General features: G+C 66.5%; 17 protein-coding genes. 3 read left to right on the top strand and 14 right to left on the bottom strand.

The window, feature by feature from the left end; translation table 11 throughout:
- Positions 1 to 28 precede the first annotated feature (28 nt).
- Both acnA and bamE read right to left on the bottom strand, forming a co-directional pair.
- Positions 29 to 2782, bottom strand: a complete 2754-nt coding sequence (gene acnA / locus ACUXVE_RS18100) for an aconitate hydratase AcnA (protein ID WP_445514908.1) — start codon at positions 2780 to 2782, stop codon at positions 29 to 31.
- 257 nt (positions 2783 to 3039) lie between these two features.
- Positions 3040 to 3411, bottom strand: a complete 372-nt coding sequence (bamE, locus tag ACUXVE_RS18105; RefSeq protein ID WP_093818232.1) for an outer membrane protein assembly factor BamE domain-containing protein — start codon at positions 3409 to 3411, stop codon at positions 3040 to 3042.
- A 190-nt stretch (positions 3412 to 3601) separates the two neighbouring features.
- On the opposite strand from bamE, the gene ACUXVE_RS18110 reads away from it, so the two are divergent.
- From ACUXVE_RS18110 to acnB, 3 genes are read left to right on the top strand one after another with little or no spacing between them, the layout of a single operon-like run.
- Positions 3602 to 3826 (top strand): AbrB/MazE/SpoVT family DNA-binding domain-containing protein, encoded by a 225-nt coding sequence (locus ACUXVE_RS18110; RefSeq protein ID WP_025878955.1) that lies wholly within the window; start codon positions 3602 to 3604, stop codon positions 3824 to 3826.
- A 6-nt stretch (positions 3827 to 3832) separates the two neighbouring features.
- Positions 3833 to 4234, top strand: coding sequence for a type II toxin-antitoxin system VapC family toxin (locus ACUXVE_RS18115; protein ID WP_025878956.1), 402 nt, complete (start codon positions 3833 to 3835; stop codon positions 4232 to 4234).
- Between the two features lie 41 nt (positions 4235 to 4275).
- Positions 4276 to 6867: a bifunctional aconitate hydratase 2/2-methylisocitrate dehydratase gene (gene acnB / locus ACUXVE_RS18120; RefSeq protein ID WP_445514909.1), complete on the top strand. Its 2592-nt coding sequence runs from the start codon at positions 4276 to 4278 to the stop codon at positions 6865 to 6867.
- Between the two features lie 128 nt (positions 6868 to 6995).
- On the opposite strand, the gene ACUXVE_RS18125 is transcribed toward acnB, so the two are convergent.
- The 12 genes from ACUXVE_RS18125 to ACUXVE_RS18180 form a co-directional block, all read right to left on the bottom strand.
- Positions 6996 to 7976: a hypothetical protein gene (locus ACUXVE_RS18125; RefSeq protein WP_445514910.1), complete on the bottom strand. Its 981-nt coding sequence runs from the start codon at positions 7974 to 7976 to the stop codon at positions 6996 to 6998.
- Between the two features lie 44 nt (positions 7977 to 8020).
- Complete coding sequence (locus ACUXVE_RS18130; protein WP_445514911.1) at positions 8021 to 9616, bottom strand: hypothetical protein; 1596 nt, start codon at positions 9614 to 9616, stop codon at positions 8021 to 8023.
- A gap of 87 nt (positions 9617 to 9703) precedes the next feature.
- Complete coding sequence (locus ACUXVE_RS18135) at positions 9704 to 10777, bottom strand: protein-glutamate methylesterase/protein-glutamine glutaminase (RefSeq protein WP_222389714.1); 1074 nt, start codon at positions 10775 to 10777, stop codon at positions 9704 to 9706.
- The gene (gene cheD / locus ACUXVE_RS18140) at positions 10774 to 11370 is read right to left on the bottom strand and encodes a chemoreceptor glutamine deamidase CheD (RefSeq protein ID WP_025878962.1); all 597 of its coding nucleotides are present in this window, start codon (positions 11368 to 11370) and stop codon (positions 10774 to 10776) included. Before cheD ends, ACUXVE_RS18135 begins: the two co-directional genes overlap by 4 nt.
- Positions 11367 to 12236 (bottom strand): CheR family methyltransferase, encoded by an 870-nt coding sequence (locus tag ACUXVE_RS18145; RefSeq protein WP_032975462.1) that lies wholly within the window; start codon positions 12234 to 12236, stop codon positions 11367 to 11369. The genes cheD and ACUXVE_RS18145 overlap by 4 nt, the downstream gene beginning before the upstream one ends.
- 32 nt (positions 12237 to 12268) lie before the next feature.
- Positions 12269 to 14533 (bottom strand): methyl-accepting chemotaxis protein, encoded by a 2265-nt coding sequence (locus ACUXVE_RS18150; RefSeq protein ID WP_445514912.1) that lies wholly within the window; start codon positions 14531 to 14533, stop codon positions 12269 to 12271.
- Positions 14534 to 15049: 516 nt separating this feature from the next.
- Positions 15050 to 17425 carry a methyl-accepting chemotaxis protein gene (locus ACUXVE_RS18155; protein WP_222389710.1) on the bottom strand — a complete coding sequence of 792 codons (2376 nt, stop codon included), beginning with the start codon at positions 17423 to 17425 and terminating at the stop codon, positions 15050 to 15052.
- A gap of 98 nt (positions 17426 to 17523) precedes the next feature.
- A complete protein-coding gene (locus ACUXVE_RS18160) occupies positions 17524 to 17907 on the bottom strand; it encodes a hypothetical protein (protein WP_025878966.1) in 384 nt (127 codons plus the stop codon).
- A 137-nt stretch (positions 17908 to 18044) separates the two neighbouring features.
- Complete coding sequence (locus ACUXVE_RS18165) at positions 18045 to 18536, bottom strand: chemotaxis protein CheW (protein ID WP_025878967.1); 492 nt, start codon at positions 18534 to 18536, stop codon at positions 18045 to 18047.
- 230 nt (positions 18537 to 18766) lie between these two features.
- Positions 18767 to 19540, bottom strand: coding sequence for a flagellar brake protein (locus ACUXVE_RS18170; RefSeq protein WP_222389709.1), 774 nt, complete (start codon positions 19538 to 19540; stop codon positions 18767 to 18769).
- Positions 19541 to 19753: 213 nt separating this feature from the next.
- The gene (locus ACUXVE_RS18175; RefSeq protein ID WP_222389708.1) at positions 19754 to 22006 is read right to left on the bottom strand and encodes a methyl-accepting chemotaxis protein; all 2253 of its coding nucleotides are present in this window, start codon (positions 22004 to 22006) and stop codon (positions 19754 to 19756) included.
- A gap of 385 nt (positions 22007 to 22391) precedes the next feature.
- Entirely contained in the window at positions 22392 to 24371 is a 1980-nt protein-coding gene (locus ACUXVE_RS18180) for a chemotaxis protein CheA (protein WP_025878970.1), read from the bottom strand.
- Between the last annotated feature and the right edge of the window lie 20 nt (positions 24372 to 24391).

Below are 24391 nucleotides of genomic sequence, written 5' to 3' on the forward strand. Positions count from 1 at the left end.
CTTCCGCCCATTGGGTCCACGGAAGGGTTCAGCGACCTGCCAGCTGGCGCAGCACGTACTGCAGCAGGCCACCGTGGCGGAAGTACTCCACTTCCTTCGGGGTCAGCAGCATCACCGAGACTTCGAAGGTCTTCTTCGTGCCATCGGCCTTGGTCGCGGTGACCGTGGCGCGCTTGCTGGCGCCGTCCTGCAGGCCGGTGACATCGATCACTTCCGAGCCATCCAGGCCCAGCGACTGTGCGTTTTCGCCGTTGCGGAACTGCAGCGGCAGCACGCCCATGCCGACCAGGTTGGAGCGGTGGATGCGTTCGAAGCTTTCGGCGATGACCGCCTTCACCCCCAGCAGCAGGGTGCCCTTGGCGGCCCAGTCACGCGACGAGCCGGTACCGTATTCCTTGCCGGCCAGCACCACCAGCGGCACCTTGTCGGCCTTGTACTTCATTGCCGCATCGTAGATCGCCAGCTTTTCCGGCTGGCCGCCGTTGCCCGGGTAGTACAGGGTGTTGCCGCCTTCTTCGCCACCGAACATCAGGTTCTTGATGCGGATGTTGGCGAAGGTGCCGCGGACCATCACGTCATCGTTGCCGCGGCGGCTGCCGTAGCTGTTGAAGTCGGCCGGCTGCACGCCGCGCTCCTGCAGGAAGCGGCCCGCCGGCGAATCCTTCTTGATGTTGCCGGCCGGGGAGATGTGGTCGGTGGTGATCGAATCGCCGAACAGGCCCATCACCCGTGCGCCGTGCACATCATCGATGCTGCCGACCTGCATGGTCATGCCATCGAAGTAGGGCGGGTTCTTGATGTAGGTGGACGCATCGCTCCATTCGTACAGGTCACCGTCCGGCGAGGCGATGGTGTTCCAGCGGGTATCGCCCTTGAACACGTCGGCGTAGTTCTGCTTGAACATCTCCGGGCCGACGGTGGCGGCGATGACGTCGCCGATCTCCTTGTTGCTCGGCCAGATGTCGCGCAGGTACACCGGCTGGCCATCGCTGCCGGCGCCCAGCGGTTCGGTGGTCAGGTCGATGTCGGTGGTGCCGGCGATGGCGTAGGCCACCACCAGCGGCGGGCTGGCCAGGTAGTTCATCTTCACTTCGGGGTGCACGCGGCCCTCGAAGTTGCGGTTGCCCGACAGCACCGAGGTCACTACCAGATCACCACTGGCGATGCCGGCGCTGACTTCGGTCGGCAGCGGGCCGGAGTTGCCGATGCAGGTGGTGCAGCCATAGCCCACCACGTAGAAGCCGATCTTCTCCAGCTCGGTGAGAACGCCGGCCTTTTCAAGATAGTCGGTGACCACGCGCGAGCCTGGGCCGAGCGAGGTCTTGACCCACGGCTTGCGGTCCAGCCCCTTGGCGGCCGCGTTGCGGGCCAGCAGGCCGGCACCGATCATCACTGCCGGGTTGGAGGTGTTGGTGCACGAGGTGATGGCGGCGATGACCACCGCACCATCCTTCAGCCGCACCTTCCTGCCGTCCATCTCGATGTCGGCATGGCCCTTGGCCAGCTGCTCGTTGCCCACTGCGGCGCCGCCGCCTTCATTGACGAAGGTGGAGACATCCTCGCTGCGCTTGTCGCGGTTGGCGGTCATGCCGACCAGCGCGTCGCGGTAGTTCTTCTGCACGTCTTCCAGCAGCACGCGGTCCTGCGGGCGTTTGGGGCCGGCCAGCGAGGGCTTCACCGTACCCATGTCCAGTTCCAGCGTGGTGCTGTACTGCGCATGCGGGCTGTTGGCGTCGTGCCACAGGCCCTGCGCCTTGGCGTAGGCTTCGACCAGGGCGATCTGCTCTTCGCTGCGGCCGGACAGGCGCAGGTAGGTCAGCGATTCGTTGTCGATCGGGAAGATGCCGCAGGTGGCGCCGTATTCGGGGGCCATGTTGCCGATGGTCGCGCGGTCGGCCAGTGGCAGATGCTGCAGGCCATCACCGTAGAACTCGACGAACTTGCCGACCACGCCGAGCTTGCGCAGCATCTGGGTGACGGTCAGCACCAGGTCGGTGGCGGTGGCGCCTTCGGGCAGCTTGCCGGTCAGCTTGAAGCCGACCACCTGCGGAATCAGCATCGACGAAGGCTGGCCGAGCATGGCCGCCTCGGCTTCGATGCCGCCCACGCCCCAGCCGAGCACGCCGATGCCGTTGATCATCGTGGTGTGGCTGTCGGTGCCGAACACGGTATCCGGATACGCAACGGCCTTGCCGTCCTTGTCCGCAGTCATCACCACGCGGGCCAGATTTTCCAGGTTCACCTGGTGGACGATGCCGGTGTTGGGCGGCACCACCTTGAAGTTGTCGAAGGCCTTCTGGCCCCAGCGCAGGAAGCCGTAGCGTTCCTGGTTGCGCTGGAATTCAATCTTGCCGTTGAGGTCCAGTGCGTCGGGCTTGCCGAACACATCCACCTGCACCGAGTGGTCGATGACCAGTTCGGAGGGAATCAGCGGATTGATCTGTTCGGGGCGGCCGCCGAGCTTGACCACCGCATCGCGCATCGCGGCCAGGTCGACCACGCAGGGCACGCCGGTGAAGTCCTGCAGGACCACGCGCGCGGGCATGAAGGCGATTTCGGTATCCGGTTCGGCGCTGGGCTGCCAGCGGGCGACGGCCTCGATGTGATCCTTGCCGACGGTGACGCCGCCATCCTCGTGCCGGAGCAGGTTCTCCAGCAGGATCTTCATCGAGTAGGGCAGGTGGGAGATGTCGAAGCGCTGGCCCAGCTTGGGCAGGCTGAAGTAGTCGTAGGTCTTGCCGCCGACGTCCAGCTGGCTGCGGGTGGAGAACGAATCGCTCATGCGGGATGACTCCTCTTGCGGATGGCTTGCAGTGGCCCGCATGGGCGGGCCTGCTTGCGTTTGCCGGTGGCACTCCGGCCCCGGATCCTGCCCAGTATCGGCGATCCAGTGCCCGGCAATGACCCGGCAGGCTTGGAACGCAAGGTTACAGCGGTGTGTGTAGCCTTCGTGTCAGCGTGTGCATCGTTTCTGCGCCGGCCCGCACGCAGACGGGGCGCTCATGGGCGCCCCGTCCAGGAATGCATCGGCTGCAGGACTTACTTGCCGTTGGCGGCATCGATCAGCGGATTGCCGGTCTTGCCGACAGCGTTGCTCTTGGACTTGGCCGTCAGCACGCCCTGCTTGTTGAACTCCAGTACGGTCGCTTCCTGGATGTTCTTGCCGAAGCTCTTGATCTTCACGAAGTCGTAGTACCAGACCTGGGTGTCGCCCAGCTGTTCGCGGCGGCCGGGGGCGCCGAATTTCTCACGGATATTGTCCTGGGTGGTCTTGCCCACCTCCAGGGTGTCCATCTGCTGCTGGGTGATCTCGATGCCGGTGGTGTAGGCGCCGAACGGGTTGGCATGGGCGGAGGTCGTCGAAACGGCCAGCGGGACTGCGAGGATCAGGGCAAGGGCGAGCGCGCGCATGAAACTTCCTTATTTATGGAGCGGATAGGTGCGGTTGGAGCGCCGGGGCGTCCAGCCGGGGCGCAGCAGGGCTGCTGGGCGAGTCTAACCCCCGGCTGCGACTGACGAGAGATCAGGGTCGCATATCGGGAGGTTTGTTCCGGATGCGACGGGTATGTATAATTCATGCATACTTTTTGAGGCGTACCCCATGGAAGCCACCGTTGCTGAACGCGGACAGATCACCCTGCCCAAGGCAGTGCGCGATGCGCTGGGCCTGACCAAGGGCACCTTGCTGAAGGTGGAGCTGGAAGGCAGCCGGATCATCCTGCGCAAGAGCGTGGACGATGCGATCTCCCGCGCCCGTGGAAAGTTCTCGCTGGACGGCTTCGAATCGGCCGACGCGGCCGTGCGCGACCTGCGCGACGAGGAGTAAGCGGTGATGATCGCCGTCGATTCACCGGTACTGGTCGAACTGCTCAGCAACGGCCCGCAGGCCGATGCGGTGGAAGCCTGCCTGCGGCAGAGCCTGGTCGGTGGCCGCGTGGTGGTCTGCGGCGCGACCCTGGCCGAGATCTGTGCGGCGCTGCGCGGCGGCGCCGAGGTGCTGGAAGCGCTGGAGGAAATGGGCGTGCACTTCAACGCGCTGGAAGCCAAATCGGCACTGCGCGCGGGTGAGATGCATCGCCGCCATCGCCAGCGCGGCGGCAGCCATCGCCGTGGCCTGGACGAATTCATGATCGGCGCGCACGCCCTGCTGCAGTGCGATGGCCTGATCACCTGGAACGACACGTTTTATCGCGACTACTTCAAGGGCCTGAAGCTGATCGTGCCGCAAGCCTGAGCCCACTTTTTATTCACCTCACGCATTACCCGGGAGTTGTCATGTTGGAAGCCTACCGCCACCACGTCGCCGAGCGCGCTGCGCTTGGCATCCCGCCCCTGCCGCTGACCGCGCAGCAGACGGCCGATGTCATCGAACTGCTGAAGAACCCGCCGCAGGGCGAGGCCGAGTTCCTGCTCGACCTGCTGACCCACCGCGTGCCGGCCGGCGTCGATGACGCGGCCAAGGTCAAGGCCTCGTACCTGGCTGCGATCGCACTGGGCAGCGAGCAGAACCCGCTGATCAGCCGCGAGCGCGCCGCCGAGCTGCTGGGCACCATGCTGGGCGGCTACAACGTCGCGCCGCTGGTGCAGCTGCTGGACGATGCCGCCATCGGCACCATCGCCGCCAACGGTCTGAAGAAGACCCTGCTGGTGTTCGATGCCTTCCACGACGTGCAGGAAAAGGCCAAGGCCGGCAACGCCAACGCCCAGGCCGTACTGCAGAGCTGGGCCGATGCCGAGTGGTTCACCAGCAACCCGGAAGTGCCGCAGAGCCTGACCGTCACCGTATTCAAGGTGCCGGGCGAAACCAACACCGACGACCTGTCGCCGGCACCGGACGCGACCACCCGCCCGGACATTCCGATGCACGCACTGGCGATGCTGAAGAACAAGCGCGACGACGCGCCGTTCACCCCGGAAGAAGATGGCAAGCGTGGCCCGATCCAGCAGATCCTGTCGCTGAAGGACAAGGGCCATCTGGTCGCCTATGTCGGCGACGTGGTCGGCACCGGTTCCTCGCGCAAGTCGGCCACCAACAGCGTGCTGTGGTGGACCGGCGATGACATTCCGTACATCCCGAACAAGCGCGCCGGTGGCGTCTGCCTGGGTTCGAAGATCGCCCCGATCTTCTACAACACCATGGAAGATGCCGGCGCGCTGCCGATCGAGCTGGACGTGTCGAAGATGGAGCACGGCGATGTGGTCGAGCTGCGTCCGTACGAAGGCAAGGCGCTGAAGAACGGTGAAGTGATCGCCGAGTTCCAGGTCAAGTCCGAAGTGCTGTTCGACGAAGTGCGCGCCGGTGGCCGCATTCCACTGATCATCGGCCGTGGCCTGACCGGCAAGGCGCGTGAAGCGCTGGGCCTGGCCCCGACCGATCTGTTCCGCCTGCCGGTGCAGCCGGCCGACACCGGCAAGGGCTTCTCGCTGGCGCAGAAGATGGTTGGCCGCGCCTGTGGCCTGCCGGAAGGCCAGGGCATGCGCCCGGGCACCTACTGCGAACCGAAGATGACCTCGGTGGGCTCGCAGGACACCACCGGCCCGATGACCCGCGACGAGCTGAAGGACCTGGCCTGCCTGGGCTTCTCGGCCGACCTGGTGATGCAGTCGTTCTGCCACACCGCGGCCTACCCGAAGCCGGTGGACGTCAAGACCCACCACACCCTGCCGGAATTCATCTCCACCCGCGGCGGCATTTCGCTGCGTCCGGGCGACGGCGTGATCCACAGCTGGCTCAACCGCATGCTGCTGCCGGACACCGTCGGCACCGGTGGCGACTCGCACACCCGTTTCCCGGTGGGCATTTCGTTCCCGGCCGGTTCGGGCCTGGTCGCCTTCGCCGCTGCCACCGGCGTGATGCCGCTGGACATGCCGGAGTCGGTGCTGGTGCGCTTCAAGGGCAAGATGCAGCCGGGCGTGACCCTGCGTGACCTGGTCAACGCGATTCCGCTGTACGCGATGAAGTCGGGCCTGCTGACCGTGGCCAAGGCTGGCAAGAAGAACATCTTCTCCGGCCGCATCCTGGAGATCGAAGGCCTGCCGGAGCTGAAGGTCGAACAGGCGTTCGAACTGTCCGATGCCTCGGCCGAGCGTTCGGCGGCCGGCTGCTCGGTGCGCCTGAACAAGGAGCCGATCATCGAGTACCTCACCAGCAACATCACGCTGCTGAAGTGGATGATTGCCGAGGGTTACCAGGATCCGCGCTCGCTGCAGCGCCGTATCGAGAAGATGGAAGCGTGGCTGGCCAACCCGGAGCTGCTGGAGCCGGATGCCGACGCCGAGTACGCCGCCGTCATCGAGATCGACCTGGCCGACATCCACGAGCCGATCGTGGCCTGCCCGAACGACCCGGACGACGTGAAGACCCTGTCCGAAGTCGCTGGCGCCAAGATCGACGAAGTGTTCATCGGTTCGTGCATGACCAACATCGGTCACTTCCGTGCGGCTGCCAAGCTGCTGGAAGGCAAGCGTGACCTGCCGACCCGCCTGTGGGTGGCCCCGCCGACCAAGATGGATGCGTCCGAGCTGACCAAGGAAGGCGTGTACGGCACCTTCGGCGCGACCGGCGCACGCATGGAAATGCCGGGCTGCTCGCTGTGCATGGGCAACCAGGCGCAGATCCGCGAAGGCTCCACCGCGATGTCGACCTCGACCCGCAACTTCCCGAACCGCCTGGGCCGCAACACCAACGTGTACCTGGGTTCGGCGGAACTGGCGGCAATCTGCTCGCGCCTGGGCCGCATCCCGACCAAGGAAGAGTACATGGCCGATATCGGTGTGATCGCCGCCAGCGGCAGCGAGATCTACCGTTACATGAACTTCGACCAGATCGAGGAATACCAGGACGTGGCCAACACGGTCGCTGCCTGAGGGTAGTGCCGGCCGCTGGCCGGCAGCCCGTTGAAACGAAGAACCCCCGGTGAGAGCCGGGGGTTTTTTGTTGTGCCGATGATGCCTGGTAGTGCCGGCCGCTGGCCGCGATTCAGGTCCGTGCGGGGTCAGGCCAGGGCGGCGGCCGTTTCCTCGGTCACCGCTGGCGTGTCCGTCGGCAGCTCCGGGTCCGCGGCCGTTTCCGGCAACGCGCCGTGGTCAGGGAACAGGCGCGGCAGCTCGGCGACGAAGCGGACGATGCAGGCTTCGGCGAACTCACGCGATGCGGCTTTCGCCTTGGCGTAGTCGTCGGCCTGCCATTCCTGCAGCGGAGCAACACGCGCTTCGTCCTGGCAGTGCACTCCCTGGCCGCCACTGGCGCTGCGGAACAGCTTGCGCACCAGCGGGAAGCCGATGGTTACATCGTGGCGCAGCTCATACTGGGTCTCTGCGTCGCTGAGCTTCTGGTACACCAGCGACCACTGACCGGCGCTGGCTTCCACGGTGCGCTCGTCACTGGGAATGGCGCCGGGATGCGCTGCGAAATAGAGCGCCAGCTGCTCGCGGATCATGCCGGGCAACGCGCCGAAGGCCGGGCTGGGAACGGACTGGATGTCCTCGCCGCGCACGTTGTTCTTGCTGAAGCTGTTGCTGGTGCCGATGTCACCCACGCCGGTGACGAACGCCAAGGCAGACAGACCGACCTTGGCTGCGGTGACCGCGGCGGTGTCACCGCGCATCACCAGGCGCAGCACATGGTCGCCCACGCGATTGCCGTTGGGACCGACGCCCAGGCCGGAAGTGACCTTTACCCGTTGCAGGCTGCTGAGATCCAGTGCGGGTGCCACAGCCACTGTGACGTCCCCGGCGGCCGGTCCGGCAACGACCATGGTTGCCGGCGCGTCACCAACGGCATCGACCACGGGGGAGGTGGCCGATGTTTCAGGGGCCGGCATGGCATCCGTTGCCCGATCGGGCGTTGCATCGATCGTGGTCACGGCGGCGGCATCGGGCGCCGGTGCGTGTCCTTCGTCGACGGCGTGGGCCGACGGAGCCAGCAGCAGGCTGGCTGCGAACGCGGCGGTGAGGCAGGTTGGGCGTAATGCCACGGTGGTACTCCTTGGGGAAACGTGACGGGTGCGCGCGCTGCAACTCACTGCGCCGCGAATTCCTTGATCGGGATGGCCTTGCAGTGGGTCATGGCGGTGGCGAGGTCGACCTGGGCGCCTGCTGCGGCGCTGTGCGACGGAGTGACTGCGGCAGCCTCCAGCCACAGACTGGGCAGCGCCTGTGGCGATTCCAGCACCCGGTTCCAGAGCGCGTCGCGCAGTGGGCTGCTGTAGGTGCTGCCGGGCGTCACGATGCACAACCGCGTACCGGGGGTGCTGCTGGCCTGCTGCAGCACCTGCTGCAGTGCGGCGTTGGCGTTGGCGTTGTCGCTCAGCTGCTGGGGCGCACTGTTCTGCGTGGTGTCCTGGATCTGCAGCTTGCCCGGGGTGAACAGCAGGACCTGCATGTCCTGGCGCGGTTCGATGCGCACCGGCGCGCGGGTGCCCTCGCAGATCGTGGGGGTTGGCCGCGCCTGCTGCGGTGTCACGCTGCCATCGGTATGCACCTGGCGGATATGCAGCCGACAGATCTTGTCGGCCACTTCAAATTCCACCTCGTAATCCTGGCCGGGCCTGGCCACGAACTGACCCGACAGCTTGCCGTCGCAGTACACGCGACTGCTTGCGTCGAAGCGTGCCTCGAAGATCAGCGGCTTGCCACCGGGTACTTCGTATTCCTGGTAGCTGAGCGTGGAAAACCGCTCGTTCTCTTTGCTGCGCAGGGTTTCCGTAACGGGGATGCCGAGCACGCCCTTGTCGCCGGCGTTGTTGTACTTGACGTCGATCCTGTCGCGGTAGTCTTCGCGGCAGGCGGCATCGGTGTACAGGGTGGTGGTGCGCCCCAGGGCGGCGTAGACGCGCACCCGTGCCGGGGGAGCGGCGCCGTCAGCATAGGCGCTGACATCTTCAGCGGCCAACGGGCGCGGGTACATCGCGGGGATCCTCTTGACCAACTTCTCGATGCATTTCATCGTGATCATCTGCGCGGCCGCCTTGAGCCGCGCGTAATCATCGGCTTGCCACGCTTCCAGGGTTGCGCGGTTGTCGCTGTCATTGCAGCTGATGATTTCCGCCAGCGTACCGTCGGCACGCCGCTGCTCGATGGTGCTGGAGTGGTTGAGGCGGTAGAGCGGATCCTTGCGTGTGTTGCCCTGGTGCACCAGCGCCCACGTGTCTGCACTGAAGCGCAGGATACTGGTCTGCGCGGGCAGCGCGTCGGGTGCATAGCGGAAGTAGCCGCCCACCAGCGCCTTGGCCACGTTTGGCATCAGCGTGATGGCGGGACTGGCTTGTCCTTCGATGATGCTGCCGGGCAGATTGTTACGCTGGAAGTAGTCCGGCTCGTTGCCGCTGAAGAGAAGCGCGAGCCCCTTCGGCGTGAGCGCCTCACTGTCATCGGGAGTGACGATGCGCAGCGCCACGTCGGGTGCGTGCATGCGCTTCAGCGCGCCGGCCGGACCGCTCTGGATCTGTACCCGATCAGTCCAGGGGGCAGGGTGGTCGGTGGTGGTAGCGGTGTCGGTGGCAGCGGCGGGTGTTGGGTGGGGCGATGCTGGTTGTGCGGCAGACGTGGCCGCCAGCGGGGCCAGCAGCGCGGCAGCCAGCAGCGAGGTTCGGGTGGGGAAGCGGCGCTGGGCCATGGTATAGCTCCTTGAAAAGCGAAAAAGCTGACCCCTCCGGGGCCGGCGTTTGAAAGACGGGATGAGGCGCTGCGGCGCTGTGGTCGGTCAGCCGCGGGCCATCGCCAGCAGTCGTTCGGCAATGCGCTCCAGCGGCACCTGTTCCTCGGCAGCGCCGAGCTTGAAGGCCGCGCCGGGCATGCCCCAGACCACGCTGGTCGCCTCGTCCTGCACCAGCGTCGGCGCGCCGGCCTGGCGCATTTCCAGCAGGCCGCGTGCGCCGTCGTCGCCCATGCCGGTGAGGATCGCGCCGATGGCATTGCCGCCCGCGCTCTGTGCCACCGAGCGGAACAGCACGTCCACCGCCGGCTTGTGCCGGTTCACCGCAGGACCATCGTCGACACGGCAGCGCCAGCGCGCACCGTCGCGGATGATCCGCAGGTGCTTGCCGCCCGGAGGGAGGTAGGCGTGGCCGGGCAATACCGCTTCACCGTCGCTGGCTTCGCGAACGGCCATCGCCGAGTGACGGTCCAGTCGTTCGGCGAAGGCGGTGCTGAAGCTGGCGGGCAGGTGCTGGGTCATCACCACGGCCGGACCGTCGGCGGGCATGCCTTCCAGCACCACGCGCAATGCTTCGGTACCGCCAGCCGACGAGCCGATGGCGATCAGGCGGTCGGTGGTGCGGAACTGCGTTGCTGCCGGGCGCGCGGCAGGTGCTGTGTCCAGCGTGAGTTTCGGCGTGGCCACGCGTACCAGCGGGCGCACCCGGGAACGCGCAGCCATCTTTACCTTGGCGATGATTTCATCGGCATAGCTCTGCAGGCCGCGGGCCACGTCGAGCTTGGGCTTGGACACGAAGTCCACCGCGCCCAGGCCCAGTGCCTGCAGGGTGGTATCGGCGCCGCGTTCGGTCAGCGAGGAGATCATCACCACCGGCAGCGGGTGCAGGCGCATCAGGTTTTCCAGGAACGCCAGGCCATCCATGCGTGGCATTTCCACGTCCAGGGTGATCACGTCCGGGGCCAGGCGCTTGATCTTCTCGCGGGCCAGCAGCGGGTCGGCGGCGGTGCCGACCACGTCGATGGCCGGATCGCTGGACAGGATCTCGGTAAGCATCTGCCGCACGACGGCGGAGTCGTCGACGATCAGGACCCGGCAGGGGGCGTTGCCGGTCAGGGTCATTCGAACAGCTCCACGCCACCGGTGACCGGGGCCTTGGACAGGCGTGCGCGCACGGCCGATTCGGTCGCGGCGACTTCGGCTTCGTGGGCGTGTGGCAGGCGCTGCACCACCACGCGGCCGGTATCGGCGAAGAACCAGATCTTGCGCGGATGGATGCCGCACAGGTCCTCGGCGAGGATCGGGATGTGTTCGGCCTGCAGGTACTGGCGCACGAACTCGGCGTTGCGGGTGCCTACCGGATTGCTGGTGAAACCCTTCAGCACGTTGGCGCCGCCGAACACCTTCGCCTCGATGCGCTTGCGGTGGGCGCCGCGCTTGAGCATGTCGTTGATCAGCAGTTCCATCGCATAGCTGCCATAACGTGCGGGCGCGCCGTCGCCGGCGTTGCCTTCGGGCAGCAGAAAGTGGTTCATGCCGCCGATCTTCAGTACCGGGTCGCGCAGGCAAGCCGCCACGCAGGAGCCCAGCGTAGTGGTCAGCGCGGTGGTGTCATCCACCACCAGGTACTGGGTTGGCAGCAGCTTGGCGGCGATGGTCTTGAAGCGTGCGTCCTGGTAGCGCATCACATCGTCGGTACGCAGTGATGCGTTCATGCGCCGGCCTTTGCCGCACGACGGTACAGGGTACGGCCGCAGGGCTGGATCAGGTCGGCCGCGTGCAGGTAGTTCTCCGAGTGGCCGGTATAGAGCAGGCCGTCGTCGGCCAGGTGGTTGACCAGGCGGCCAAGAATCGCGCGCTGGGTCGGCTTGTCGAAGTAGATCATCACGTTGCGGCAGAACAGCGCATCGAACGGGCCGCCGACGTCGTAACGCGGTGCCAGCAGATTCAACGGGCGGAATTCGATCAGTTCGCGCAGCGCCGGCAGCACGCGGCACTGGCCTTCGTTGGGGCCACTGCCACGCTGGAAATAGCGGCGACGCAGGTCCGGGTCGAGGCCGGCGACACGGTCGATGTTGTAGACGCCGCGCCCGGCGGTGGCCAGCACCTGGGTGTCGACGTCGGTGGCGACGATGCGTACCGGCGGCTTCAGGGTGCCGAACGCTTCGCAGGCGGTGATCGCCATCGAGTAGGGCTCTTCGCCGGTGGAGGCGGCGCACGACCACAACAGCAGCGGACCGCGCCCGTTGCGCTGCTGCAGCTCTTCGCGCAGCTTGTCGAAATGGTGCGGCTCGCGGAAGAACGCAGTGAGGTTGGTGGTCAGCGCATTGGTGAATGCCTGCCACTCGTCACCATCACCCTGTTCCAGGTGGTCCAGGTACTGCTGGAAGCTGCGCATACCCAGCGTACGCAGGCGGCGCGACAGGCGTCCGTACACCATGTCGCGCTTGGCCGGGGCGAGGGCGATGCCCACGCGCTGGTAGATCAGGTCGCAGACGCGGCGGAAATCACGGTCGGCGAATTCGAATTCGCGCGTACCGCTGACGATGGGGGTAGGGCTCTGCACGGGTGACGTGTCCATCGGCGGGGCGGCGGCCGGAGCCGCCGCGAGGATCAGAATTCCTGCCAGTCGCCGTCGTTGGAGACGACGGTGCTGGAGTGGGTACGGCGGATCGGTGCCGGCGTCGACAGCGGTCGCGAAGGCGCAGGGCTGGCAGCCTTCGGCGCGACCTTGGCGGTCACCGCCTTCACTGCGACAGCGACCTGGTTGTCGAGGCGGAAGATCGCCACGGCGTCGGCCAGCTGTGCGGCCTGGTCTTCCATCGCCCGCGCGGCGGCGGTGGCTTCTTCCACCAGCGCGGCGTTCTGCTGGGTGGTTTCGTCCATCTGCACCACGGTCTGGTTGACCTGCTCGATGCCGGCGGACTGCTCCTGCGAGGCGGCGGAGATCTCGGCCATGATGTCGGTCACGCGCTGCACCGAGGCGACGATCTCGCCCATGGTGCTGCCGGCCTGGTGGACCAGGCTGGAACCCTCGGCGACCTTGCCGACCGAGTCGTCGATCAGGCCCTTGATTTCCTTGGCGGCGGCGGCCGAGCGCTGGGCAAGGGTACGCACTTCGCTGGCGACCACGGCAAAGCCACGGCCCTGTTCGCCGGCACGGGCTGCTTCCACCGCGGCGTTCAGCGCCAGGATGTTGGTCTGGAAGGCAATGCCATCGATGACCGAGATGATCTCGGCGATCTTCTTCGAGGACGCTTCGATGGCCGACATGGTGGTGACCACCTGGCCGACCACGCTGCCGCCCTGCGAGGCCACGCCATGCGCGCCGATGGCGAGCTGGTTGGCCTGGCGTGCATGCTCGGCGTTCTGGCGCACGGTGGAGGTCAGTTCCTCCATCGAAGCGGCGGTTTCTTCCAGATTGGCGGCCTGCTGTTCGGTACGGCGCGACAGGTCGCTGTTGCCCGAGGCGATTTCGCCGGCCGACAGGGTGATGCTGGAGGCACTGGCCTGGATCTGGCCGACGATCTGGGTCAGCTGGCTGACCGTGGCGTTTGCATCGTCGCGCATGCGGGCGAACACGCCCTGGTAGTCACCGTGCATGCGCGCCGTCAGGTCGCCGTCGGCAATGGACGACAGCAGCTGCGAGAGCTTGCCGAGGTTGTCATCGCTGACTGCCATCATGGCATTGAGGTTCTCCAGCATGGTGCGGAAATCGTGATCGAAGTGCTGTGCGTCGCCGCGCTGGCTGAAGTCGCCCGCGGCGGCGGCACTGGCCAGGCGCTTGATCTCGGCGTTGATGCGGCCGAGGTTGGCCTTGACCGTGTCGACGGTGGTGGTCATCGCCGCCTTTTCGCCCGGATAGCGCGCGATGTCGCTGCTGAGGTCGCCCACGGCGTACTGCTGCACGACGTTCAGTACATCGTGCAGGGTCTGCACGTGGCTGCCGACCAGGACGTTGGTTTCCTGCACCATCAGTCCGTACTCACCGGGGAAGCTGCTGGCGTCGATGCGGTAGCTGAGTTCACCGCCATCGTGACGGCGCGCCATCTCGCGCTGGCCGCTGATGACCGCGTGCAGCTGCTGCTGCATGCGCGACATGGCTTCGAGCAGGCGACCGGTTTCGTCATGCGGCTGGGGGCCGATGTGGCTGTCCAGCTTGCCGCCGGCGATGCCTTCGGCCACGGCGGTGGCCAGCTTCAGTGGGCGTGCGATGCGGTTGCCGATGACCCAGCTCAATGCCAGCACGATCAGCACCAGCACGCCGCCGGCCAGGGTCATGATGGCGGTGAAGGCCAGTGCCTGCTGCTGCACGTCATCCATGTACACGCCGCTGCTGACCACCCAGTTCCAGGGCTTGAACAGGCCAGCGTAGGCGACCTTTTCGACTTCCCCCTTCTCGCCGGGCTTGGCCCAGCGATAGGCGACGAAACCGCCGCCGGCCTTGGCTGCTTCGATCTGGTCGTAGTAGATGCGGATGCCATCGCCGGTACGGAAATCCTTCATGTCCTTGCCTACCAGATCCTTGCGGAACGGGTGCATGAGCACGTGATAGCCGGTGTCGTAGATGTTGTAGTAATAGGTATCGTTGTGCGCGCGCATGACTTCCAGCGCCTGCAGCGCGGCAGCCTTGGCCGCTTCTTCGCTGAGCTCGCCGGTTCCGGCCAGGCGATGGTAGTGGTCGAGGATGCCGTAGCTCAGTTCGACCTGGGTCTTCAGCGAAGACTTGCGGGTATCGGTCAGGTCCAGGTACTGCATGCGGGCAGCGATCACCGAGAGCGCGATCACGCCGAGTGCGATCAGCAGCGTGAGCAGATTGAGCTTGCGTCGGACGGAGAGATTGCTGAAGTAGTGTTGCCAGCGATGCAGGAGATTCATCGAGCAGTACCCGGGTGGTGGTGGGTGGAGGCGCCGGTGCTGATCGGGAGCAGCGGTGACATGACCGTTATCGGCCGCGGGGGCGGGGGATTGAGGTGGGCTGTTCGAACGTATTCAGGTTCGTTTGCAGCGGCGGCTGCGGCGCTGCCTGCGGCAGGCTTTTGGAGCGAGAGCAACAGCAACTGCGGATGGTCGGCTCTGCAATGTTGAGGGGGAGCCGTGCGGGGATGGGCTGGCGGGACACGCCGTAAACCCATCCATGGGGGCTCGATGGCGCCATCCATGGCGCCAACGGTCCCGCCAGCCCATCCCCGCACGACTCATCTGGCGTCCCGGTGTCGGACGGCAAGTGCGTTGAGTTTCCAATTGGAAAGAGGGGTCAGATCCGTTTTCCTACGGAAAACGGATCTGACCCCGAAGCACTGCGCCATTGGCTGGACAACACCTGGCGAGGCCGCAAAGGAAAACGCCCCAGCGCAGGGCCGGGGCGTTTTCGTGCCTCAGGTCAGGCAGGAATCAGAATTCCTGCCAGTCTCCATCAGCCAGTTCGGTGGCCATGGATCGGCCGCCGGTGCTGCGGCGGGCTGGCGCTGCGGCCGCTGCCGGACCCGGGGCTGCCGGTGCCGGCGCGCGTGGTGCCGGTGCGCGCGTGGCGACCACGGCTTCGGCTTCGTCGACCACGAAGATCGAGACCGCCTCGCTGAGGTGGCCCGCCTGTTCTTCCATCGCACGTGCGGCGGCGGTGGCTTCTTCCACCAGCGCGGCGTTCTGCTGGGTGGTTTCGTCCATCTGCACCACGGTCTGGTTGACCTGCTCGATGCCGGCCGACTGTTCCTGCGAGGCAGCGGAGATCTCGGCCATGATGTCGGTCACGCGCTGCACCGAGGCAACGATCTCGCCCATGGTGGCCCCGGCCTTGTGCACCAGTGCCGAGCCGTCGTTGACCTTGCCGACCGAGTCGTCGATCAGGCCCTTGATCTCCTTGGCGGCAGCGGCCGAGCGCTGGGCGAGGGTGCGCACTTCACTGGCGACCACGGCGAAGCCGCGGCCCTGTTCGCCGGCACGGGCTGCTTCCACCGCGGCGTTCAGCGCCAGGATGTTGGTCTGGAAGGCAATGCCGTCGATCACCGAGATGATTTCCGCGATCTTCTTCGACGAGGCCTGGATGGCCGACATGGTGGTGACCACCTGGCCGACGACTTCGCCACCCTGCGACGCCACGCCGTGCGCGCCGATGGCGAGCTGGTTGGCCTGGCGGGCGTGCTCGGCGTTCTGGCGCACGGTGGAGGTCAGTTCTTCCATCGAGGCGGCGGTTTCTTCCAGGTTCGCGGCCTGCTGTTCGGTGCGGCGCGACAGGTCGCTGTTGCCGGAGGCGATTTCACCGGCGGCCGAGCTGATCGCACGGCTGGACTGCTTGATGCGGGTGACGATCTCGCTCAGCTGCGCGGCGGTGGCATTGGCATCGTCGCGCATGCGGGCGAACACGCCCTGGTAGTCGCCGTGCATGCGCACGGTCAGGTCACCCTGCGACAGTGCGGCGAGCAGGCCGGAGATCTGTTCGATGCTGCCCGAGTTGGCGTCCAGCAGGCCGTTGATCTGGTGGGCCAGCTGCAGGAAGAAGCCTTCCTTGTCGTTGGCATCGATGCGGCCGGACAGGTCGCCGGCAGCGGCCTGGGCGATCACCCGTGCCACTTCCGCCTCGACCTGCGCTTCCTGGGTGCGGTCGCGCCATTCCACCACGTAGCCGACGGTGTCGCCGTCTTCGTTGCGGATGGTCGACACGACCTGGGCGAACTGGGCATCGCCATACTGCATCGGGCGGCGGGCAACGCCATGCTGCTTGAGGTTGGCCAGCAGGGTGTTGTCCATCTCGCCGCGGTGTTCAAGCACGGTGACCGGCTTGCCGACCAGTGAGGCGTGGACGTCGAAGTCGGGCAGGTCGCGGCGCAGCTCGTCCTGGTACTGGGCCAGGGTCTGCTGCAGGGCGCGGTTGCTGTAGACGATGGTGTTGTTGGGGTCGGTCAGGTAGACGCCGGTCGAGCTGTAATCCAGCGCGGTGCGGATGCGCAGGTTCTCGCGGGCGATGGCCTGGTCGGTTTCGGTGCGCTCGCGCAGGTCGCGCTGCATGCGCTGCATGGCCTGCATCAGTTCGCCCACTTCGTCCTGGCGGCTGACGTCGATATGGCCATCAAGCTTGCCACCGGCGACGTCGTTGGCCACCGAGACAGCGCCACGCACGCTGCCGACCAGGGCACGGGCGAACAGCCACACCAGCACCAGGCCGAGCGCGGCGCCGCCGAGCAGGGCGATGACGGTCAGCACGGCCGAGGCGGAATAGGTGGAGGCGGCTTCGTCGCGCGAGGCGCGGGCGAGGCGGTTGTCTTCGGCGATCAGCGCTTCAAGCGCGGCGCCGGCCTTGCGGTGTTTGGTGCGGGTTTCGCCGACGAAGGTGTCGATCGCATCGTCGGGCAGGTCCAGCTCCAGCATTTCGGTGACGCTGTCATAGGAGGCCAGCGCGTCCTTCCAGTCCTTGGCGAAGGTGTCGAACAGCTTCTTCTGCTGTGCGTTGTCGACCAGCTTCGGATAGTCCTTGATCGACTTGTCCATGCTGGTGCGCAGTTCGACGGCCTGCTTGCGGGCGTCGGCCTTGACGTCGTCGCTGGCGCGGATCAGCTGCTGGTAGGCGCTGTTGCGGTACTCGCCGAGCATGCCGCGCATCTCGCCGGCCATGCGGATGCTCTCCATGCGTGAACCAGCCAGTTCGGTGGTCACGTTGTTCAGCGAATGCAGGCCACGGTAGGCGACGATGCCCTGCAGCAGCATCACCAGCAAGAGGACACCGAAGGTCAGCATGAGCTTCGGCATCAGTTTCAGGTTGTTGATCCACGGCATGGGCGTTGCGATCTCCTAAGGCAGACGCGGCCGGGCGCGGGGCCCGGTTGCAACAGCCACGCCGGCACGCTGGCCGGCGCGGTCTGACGGACAGCGGATTACTTGATGTTGGCCAGCTTCAGGCTGGACGGCGAGCTGACTTCGATTTCCGCGCGCGAGGCGTCGCGCTGGATCTTGCCGATCACGCACACGGTCTTGCCTTCCAGGGTTTCCAGCGGGAAGGAGAACTTGCCGCGGTTCTCGCCGGCGATGCGTGCCGAGAAGGTGTGGCGCGGGAAGGCGCCGCCCATGTACAGGAAGGTCGGCTGGCCTTCGGAACCTTCTGCGAAGCGGGCCTTTTCGACCTTGCCGCAGACCATGCCGTCCTTGCCGACGGCGCGCGGTGCCATCTCCGGCGGAATCATCTCGGCCGACTGCGCGAAGGCGGAGGAAGCGGTGGTGGCCAGGACGGCAGCCGAAACGAACGCAAGCAGGGACTTCATCGGGGTGATTCTCCGGGGATGGTGATGGTGGATCCGGCCTTGGCGCGTTCCTGCGCGACCGGCTTCTGTCCCCCTATCGGCGTGGATGAGGGGAACTGAAGGGCTGCGTAACAGAAACGTGAAAAAGGTCCGTTTGCTCAGGCGGCAGCGTCTTCGACGACGTTGGTCTGGCCCATGTCGGCGCTGTCCAGCAGGGTTTCGATATCCAGCAGGATCAGCATGCGGTCGTCGTGGGTGCCGATGCCGGAGATGAAGCGGGTGTCGACGGCCGCGCCGAATTCCGGGGTCGGGCGGATCTGCTCGGCCGACAGCGGGATCACGTCGGAGACGCTGTCGACCACAATGCCGACCACGCGGTCTTCCACGTTGAGCACGATCATCACGGTGAAGGCGTCGTAGCGGGCGTCTTCCAGGCGCAGCTTCAGGCGCAGGTCGATCACCGGCACGATGGTGCCGCGCAGGTTGATCACGCCCTTGATGTAGTCCGGGGCATCGGGGACGCGGGTGACGGCGTCGTAGCCGCGGATTTCCTGCACCTTGAGGATGTCCACGCCGTAGTGCTCGGCGCCGAGGGTGAAGCTGAGGAATTCGCCATCGGCGCCGGCGGCGGAGCTGTTCTTGTCGTTCATCGAGGGGTCCTGGTTCTGCCGGAAGTGCCGGTGTCAGGCTCGATATCGGCCCCTGGGTGGGGGACTTTAGGCATCTGGTAGTGCCGGCCGCTGGCCGGCAGTTCCTGCATCCACGCATGGCGTGGGTCTACTGGCTCCTGCGTCCACGCATGGCGTGGATCTGCTGGCACCGGTATCCACGCGGTTTCGAGGTTGCCGGCCAGCGGCCGGCACTACCCAACGTGGGGGTGTCAGAGCTCGCCGTTGCGGCGTGCCTTGCGCTGGCGGTCGATGCGGAAGATGTAGCGCTGGATGGCGCTGTCGCCGCCGCGCGGCAGGTCGTCGAAGCGCATGCCGACGCGCTTGACCTCGGTGCCGTTGGGCAGGCGTTGCGGCAGCAGGTTGCAGACCACCAGTTCGATCTGCAGGTCCGGGCCATCGGGCATCGACAGCTGCGCCCGGTAGCGCTGCTGCAGGCTGAAGATGGCGCAGTCGGTGGGCACGGTCACCGCCAGGCCGCCGCCACTGATGTCCACCACCCGCATCGACAAGGCTTCGGCGCGGGCCTCGCCCGCTGGCAGCAGCAATTGCGGTGAGTCGGTGATGGGGGTCTCCAGCCGGTACAGTTCGCGCCGCTGCAGGTGCACCAGTTCATCGGGCAGCGGTGCGCGGAACGCCACATGGCCCTCGTTGTCCACGCGCTGCAGGTCATGCAGGCGGAAACGCACCAGTACCCGTTCCAGCTGGGCGAAGCAGAGCAGGTGGTCGGACTGTTCGGCGGCGCGGTTGGAGGCCTCCTGCGGGCTGCCATCGAGCAGCAGGAAATCCTCGTCGTCGTCCAGTTCCAGCAGGGCGGTGGGGAAGGATCGATCGCGGCCGTCGATATGGGCGTTGATCAGTGATCGCTGGTCGATCAGTGAACGCAGCAGCTGCCTCACCTGGCGGGGGTTGCGGACCAGAAAGCGATCATCCGCGGCGTCGGCCGCATGGACTTCGGGCAGTGCAGTGTCGTGGCCGTCGGACATGGAATCTGTGGTCAGGGGCGGGCGCCGACGCGTGTGGGCGCGTGGCTCGAAAGAGGTATCGGCTGCGTTGCGGATTTATGTAGCACCGAACGCACTCGTTTGCTCCGTTGTGCCATGCCCGCGGCGGTCGGGCAAGCGTGGTGCCCGGGCCGGGCATGGCCCGGCGCTGCCTTTCCGCTGACGGGGTGGCGCGCGGCCACCCCGATGCTGCGATCAGAACTCCTGCCAGTCGCCGTCACCGGCCAGGGCCGGCTGCGCAACGGGCTTGCGCACGCGCGCAGGTGCGGCGATGGATGCGGGCGCCGCCTTGCGCGGAGCACTGCTGGCCACGGCCACGGCCATGGCTGCGCGCGGTAGCGCATTGCCCGCGCTCGGTGCGGCCAGGCGGAAGCGTGCGACGGCCTCGCCCAGCTGTGCGGCCTGGTCTTCCATCGCCCGCGCGGCGGCGGTGGCTTCTTCCACCAGCGCGGCGTTCTGCTGGGTGGTTTCGTCCATCTGCACCACGGTCTGGTTGACCTGCTCGATGCCGGCCGACTGTTCCTGCGAGGCGGCGGAGATCTCGGCCATGATGTCGGTCACGCGCTGCACCGACGCGACGATCTCGCCCATGGTGCTGCCGGCCTGGTGGACCAGGCTGGAACCCTCGGCGACCTTGCCGACCGATTCGTCGATCAGCCCCTTGATCTCCTTGGCGGCGGCGGCCGAGCGCTGGGCGAGGGTACGCACTTCGCTGGCGACCACGGCAAAGCCACGGCCCTGTTCGCCTGCACGGGCCGCTTCCACTGCGGCATTCAGCGCCAGGATGTTGGTCTGGAAGGCGATGCCGTCGATGACCGAGATGATCTCGGCGATCTTCTTCGAGGACGCTTCGATGGCCGACATGGTGGTGACCACCTGGCCGACCACTTCGCCGCCCTGCGAGGCCACGCCGTGCGCGCCGATGGCGAGCTGGTTGGCCTGGCGGGCGTGCTCGGCATTCTGGCGCACGGTGGAGGTCAGTTCCTCCATCGAGGCGGCGGTTTCTTCCAGATTGGCGGCCTGCTGTTCGGTACGGCGCGACAGGTCACTGTTGCCCGAGGCGATTTCGCCCGAGGCCAGGGTGATGCTCGAGGTGCTGGCCTGGATCTGGCTGACGATCTGGGTCAACTGTGCGACGGTGGTGTTGGCATCGTCACGCATGCGGGCGAACACGCCGTGGAACTGGCCGTCCATGCGTGCGGTCAGGTCGCCCGCGGCGATGGACTGCAGCAGCTGCGAGAGCTGGCCAAGATTGCCGTCGGCGACCTCCATCATGCTGTTGAGCTGCTCGATCATCAAGCGGAAATCGTGATTGAAGCGCTGCGCATCGCCGCGCTGGCTGAAGTCGCCGGCGGCGGCGGCCGATGCCAGCTGCTGGATCTGCGTGTTGATGGCCAGCAGGCTGGCCTTGGCAGCATCCATCGATTCGTGCAGGATCGCGCGGCTGCCCGGCAACCGGCGCGCATCGGGGGCGAGGTTGCCGGTGGCGTACTGGTTGAGCACATCGATGGCATCACGGATTGCATCGAGGTGTTCGAAGATCACCGTGTTGATGCCGCCGGCGAGCTGGCCATAGACACCCGGGAAGTCTTCCGGAATGCGGTGGCTGATATCGGGACCGGCATGCATCTGTGCCATCAGCTGGGTCTGCTCGGAGAAGCGACGCAGCATCGCGGTCATCTCCGCGGTGGCCGCCAGCATGCGACCCGCCTCATCCTTGCCGGTGGCCTGGGTAGTGACGCTGAGATCGCCGCGGGCGACGGCCTGGATGGCCTGCACGGCCTTGCCCAGCGGGCCGACCACGGCGCGCGAGATGACCACGGCCAGGGTGGCGGCAACCACGACCAGCAGCACGATGGCGGCGATGATGGCCAGCATGCTGTTGCGGTGGGTCGCATTGGCGGCGTCGATCTTGCCCTGCATGAGCGAGCTGCTGTAAGCGCCCAGTGTCTTGAGGTCCTCGAAGGCCTTGCGGCGCAGCGGGCGCGACTGTTCGTCGGAGATCTGCCGGGCCAATTCGCCATCACCGGCGGTGGCCGCTTCGCGCAGCTTGGTGTTGGCTGCGAAGTAGCCATCGATGTCGGCCTGCACGGACTGGTACAGCGCACGCTCCTTGGCCCCGGCCGGCAGGGCGGCGTAGGCGGCCAGCTGCTGGCGCACCACCGTGGCGGTGTCGTTCATGCGCTTGTTGTAGTCGGCCACCTTCTCCGGCTGGTCCAGCATGCTGATCTGGGCCAGTTCGTAGGTACGGAACTCACCGAGCTGCGAGCGCACTTCGCCGAGGTACTGCACCGACGGAATATCGTTGGAGGCCATCGCGCTGAGCTGCGCGTTGGCTTCGGACAGGCGGACCAGGGCGAACGCACCCAGCACGACGGTCATCAGGGTGGTCAGGGTGAATCCCACAGCCAGCTTGCGGGCGATGGGCAGATCGTGGAACCACTTCATGCAGGGTGCTCCAGGGTGGGCAGAATACCGGCGGCGGCGCCGCGGGCAAAAGGTCGTTGCAGGAGGGAACGGTGGTGCCGGGTGAAGGATCGGTGACTGCCGTCAACCCGAGATAGCGGCGCAGCTGCGCCGTACTTTATGGACCGATGTCACATTCGCTGGCGTAGGGGAAACCAACGGAAAGCAAGCAGTGGCGGGGCTTTCGCAGTAACGGCGTGGTTTCAGGCGAAACCATGCGCTCGATCAGGTTCACGACGCAGGACGACGGAGTTCACAGTTGTGGGCGCCGCCGCGTTGCGCGTGGGTACGAATGCTGCCGGCGCCCGCGCGCAAACGAAAACCGCCGCCCCGGAGGGCGGCGGTCAGGTACAACGTGTAGCGCAGATCAGGCGGCCTGCGGCACCCGCAGCGAGCGCACCAGGCCGCCGATGTCGACGATCAGGGCGACGCGACCATCGCCGAGGATGGTGGCACCGGAAACCCCACCGATACGGCGGTAGTTGTTCTCGATGTTCTTCACCACGACCTGCTGCTGGCCGACCAGTTCGTCCACTTCCAGCGCGATCTTCTGGCCATCGCCTTCAACCACCACCACCAGCGATTCACTGCCGGGTGCGCGCTGGCCATAGCCGTAGTACTCGCTCAGCGACAGGATCGGCAGGTATTCGCCACGCACGCGCAGCACGCGGCCTTCGCCGGCCATGCTGCGGATGTCGTCGGGCTGCGGCTGCAGTGCTTCAAGCACGTAGGCCAGCGGCAGGATCAGGGTTTCGCCGGCCACCGCCACGGTCATGCCGTCGAGGATGGCCAGGGTCAACGGCAGCCGGATCAGCGTACGCGTGCCGGTGCCGAGGCCACTTTCAATCTGCACCTCGCCACCGAGCGCCTGGATGTTGCGGCGGACCACGTCCATGCCCACGCCACGACCGGAGAGGTCGGTGACCGCATCGGCGGTGGAGAAGCCGGGCTGGAAGATCAGGTCCCAGACCTGCGAGTCGGTGGGGTTGTCCGGTACGGCCAGGCCGCGTTCCTGCGCCTTGGCCAGGATCTTCTCGCGGTTCAGGCCGCGGCCATCGTCGCTGACTTCGATGACGATGTGGCCGCCCTGGTGCGAGGCCGCCAGGGTGATCGTGCCGGTCTCGTCCTTGCCAGCATCGCGACGCACGTCGGGCATTTCCAGGCCGTGGTCGATGGAGTTGCGGACCAGATGCACCAGCGGATCGGCAATCTTCTCGATCAGGCCCTTGTCCAGCTCGGTGCCTTCGCCGATGGTGCGCAGGCGGACGTGCTTGCCCAGGCGGCCGGACAGGTCGCGGACCAGGCGCGGGAAGCGGCGGAACACTGCGTCGACCGGCAGCATGCGCACGCCGATCACGGCCTCCTGCAGGTCGCGGGTATTGCGTTCAAGCAGGTCCAGGCCGGCGAACAGGCTCTCGGCATGCACAGGGTCCAGTGCGTGCGAGACCTGCTTGAGCATGGCCTGGGTGATGACCAGCTCACCGACCAGGTTGATCAGTGCATCGACCTTGTCGACGCTGACACGGATGGAGGTTTCTGCTTCCTGGCTGGCGCCGGTACTGGCCGTCGGTGCGGCAGCGGCGGGCGCAGGGGCAGCGACCGGCGCGGCGGCCGGTGCCTGGGTGGCCAGGCTTGGCGGTGCGGCCGGACGGATGTCCAATTCGCAGTCGTCCAGCACCCAGGCGAAGGTATCTTCGATCTTGCTGCGCGGCACCTTGCCGACCAGGCCCAGGTCCCACGCCAGGTGGGCTTCGAGCGGGTCGAGCTGGGCGAAGCCGGGCAGGCGATCCATGCGCGCGGCCACCTGCAGCGAACCCAGGTGTTCCAGTTCGCGGATGATGCGCAACGGGTCGTTGCCACTCATGAACAGTGACGGTGCCGGGGTGAAGCCGATCTGCCAGGCTTCCGGCGTGTCGTCCACCTTGCTGGCGGCAGCGGGTGCAGCGGCGGCGGGCGCCTGTCCGGACAGCACCGCTTCCAGGCGCGCCTTCACCGCAGCAACCGCTGCAGGATCGGCGGGCTGGCCATGCTCGGCCTCGCGCAACAGGGCGCGCAGTACGTCCACCGACGAAAGCATCGCATCGACGGCGTTGCCTTCCAGTGCGCGCTTGCCGGCCCGCAGCTCATCGAGCAGCGTCTCCAGCACGTGGGTCAGCCCGGCGATGGCATCGAAGCCGAACGTGCCTGCGCCACCCTTGATGGAGTGGGCGGCACGGAACACCGAGTTGATGATCTCCGGGTCCTGTTGTCCCGATTCCAGGGCCAGCAGGCCAGCCTCCATGGCGTCGAGGCCTTCGCGGCTCTCCTCGAAGAAGGTGGCGTGGAAGCGTTGCAGGTCCATGCTCATGGCAGTGGCGATCCGGAAGC

This window comes from Stenotrophomonas sp. 3(2025) (assembly GCF_052665395.1).

Coding starts and splice junctions, on each gene's coding strand:
- ACUXVE_RS18110 (WP_025878955.1), top strand. CDS start 3,602: ATGGAAGCCACCGTTGCTGAACGCGGACAGATCACCCTGCCCAAGGCA.
- ACUXVE_RS18175 (WP_222389708.1), bottom strand. CDS start 22,006: ATGAAGTGGTTCCACGATCTGCCCATCGCCCGCAAGCTGGCTGTGGGA.
- ACUXVE_RS18165 (WP_025878967.1), bottom strand. CDS start 18,536: ATGAACGACAAGAACAGCTCCGCCGCCGGCGCCGATGGCGAATTCCTC.
- ACUXVE_RS18130 (WP_445514911.1), bottom strand. CDS start 9,616: ATGGCCCAGCGCCGCTTCCCCACCCGAACCTCGCTGCTGGCTGCCGCG.
- ACUXVE_RS18155 (WP_222389710.1), bottom strand. CDS start 17,425: ATGCCGTGGATCAACAACCTGAAACTGATGCCGAAGCTCATGCTGACC.
- ACUXVE_RS18180 (WP_025878970.1), bottom strand. CDS start 24,371: ATGAGCATGGACCTGCAACGCTTCCACGCCACCTTCTTCGAGGAGAGC.
- cheD (WP_025878962.1), bottom strand. CDS start 11,370: ATGAACGCATCACTGCGTACCGACGATGTGATGCGCTACCAGGACGCA.
- ACUXVE_RS18160 (WP_025878966.1), bottom strand. CDS start 17,907: ATGAAGTCCCTGCTTGCGTTCGTTTCGGCTGCCGTCCTGGCCACCACC.
- ACUXVE_RS18115 (WP_025878956.1), top strand. CDS start 3,833: ATGATCGCCGTCGATTCACCGGTACTGGTCGAACTGCTCAGCAACGGC.
- acnA (WP_445514908.1), bottom strand. CDS start 2,782: ATGAGCGATTCGTTCTCCACCCGCAGCCAGCTGGACGTCGGCGGCAAG.
- ACUXVE_RS18145 (WP_032975462.1), bottom strand. CDS start 12,236: ATGGACACGTCACCCGTGCAGAGCCCTACCCCCATCGTCAGCGGTACG.
- acnB (WP_445514909.1), top strand. CDS start 4,276: ATGTTGGAAGCCTACCGCCACCACGTCGCCGAGCGCGCTGCGCTTGGC.
- bamE (WP_093818232.1), bottom strand. CDS start 3,411: ATGCGCGCGCTCGCCCTTGCCCTGATCCTCGCAGTCCCGCTGGCCGTT.
- ACUXVE_RS18135 (WP_222389714.1), bottom strand. CDS start 10,777: ATGACCCTGACCGGCAACGCCCCCTGCCGGGTCCTGATCGTCGACGAC.
- ACUXVE_RS18150 (WP_445514912.1), bottom strand. CDS start 14,533: ATGAATCTCCTGCATCGCTGGCAACACTACTTCAGCAATCTCTCCGTC.
- ACUXVE_RS18170 (WP_222389709.1), bottom strand. CDS start 19,540: ATGTCCGACGGCCACGACACTGCACTGCCCGAAGTCCATGCGGCCGAC.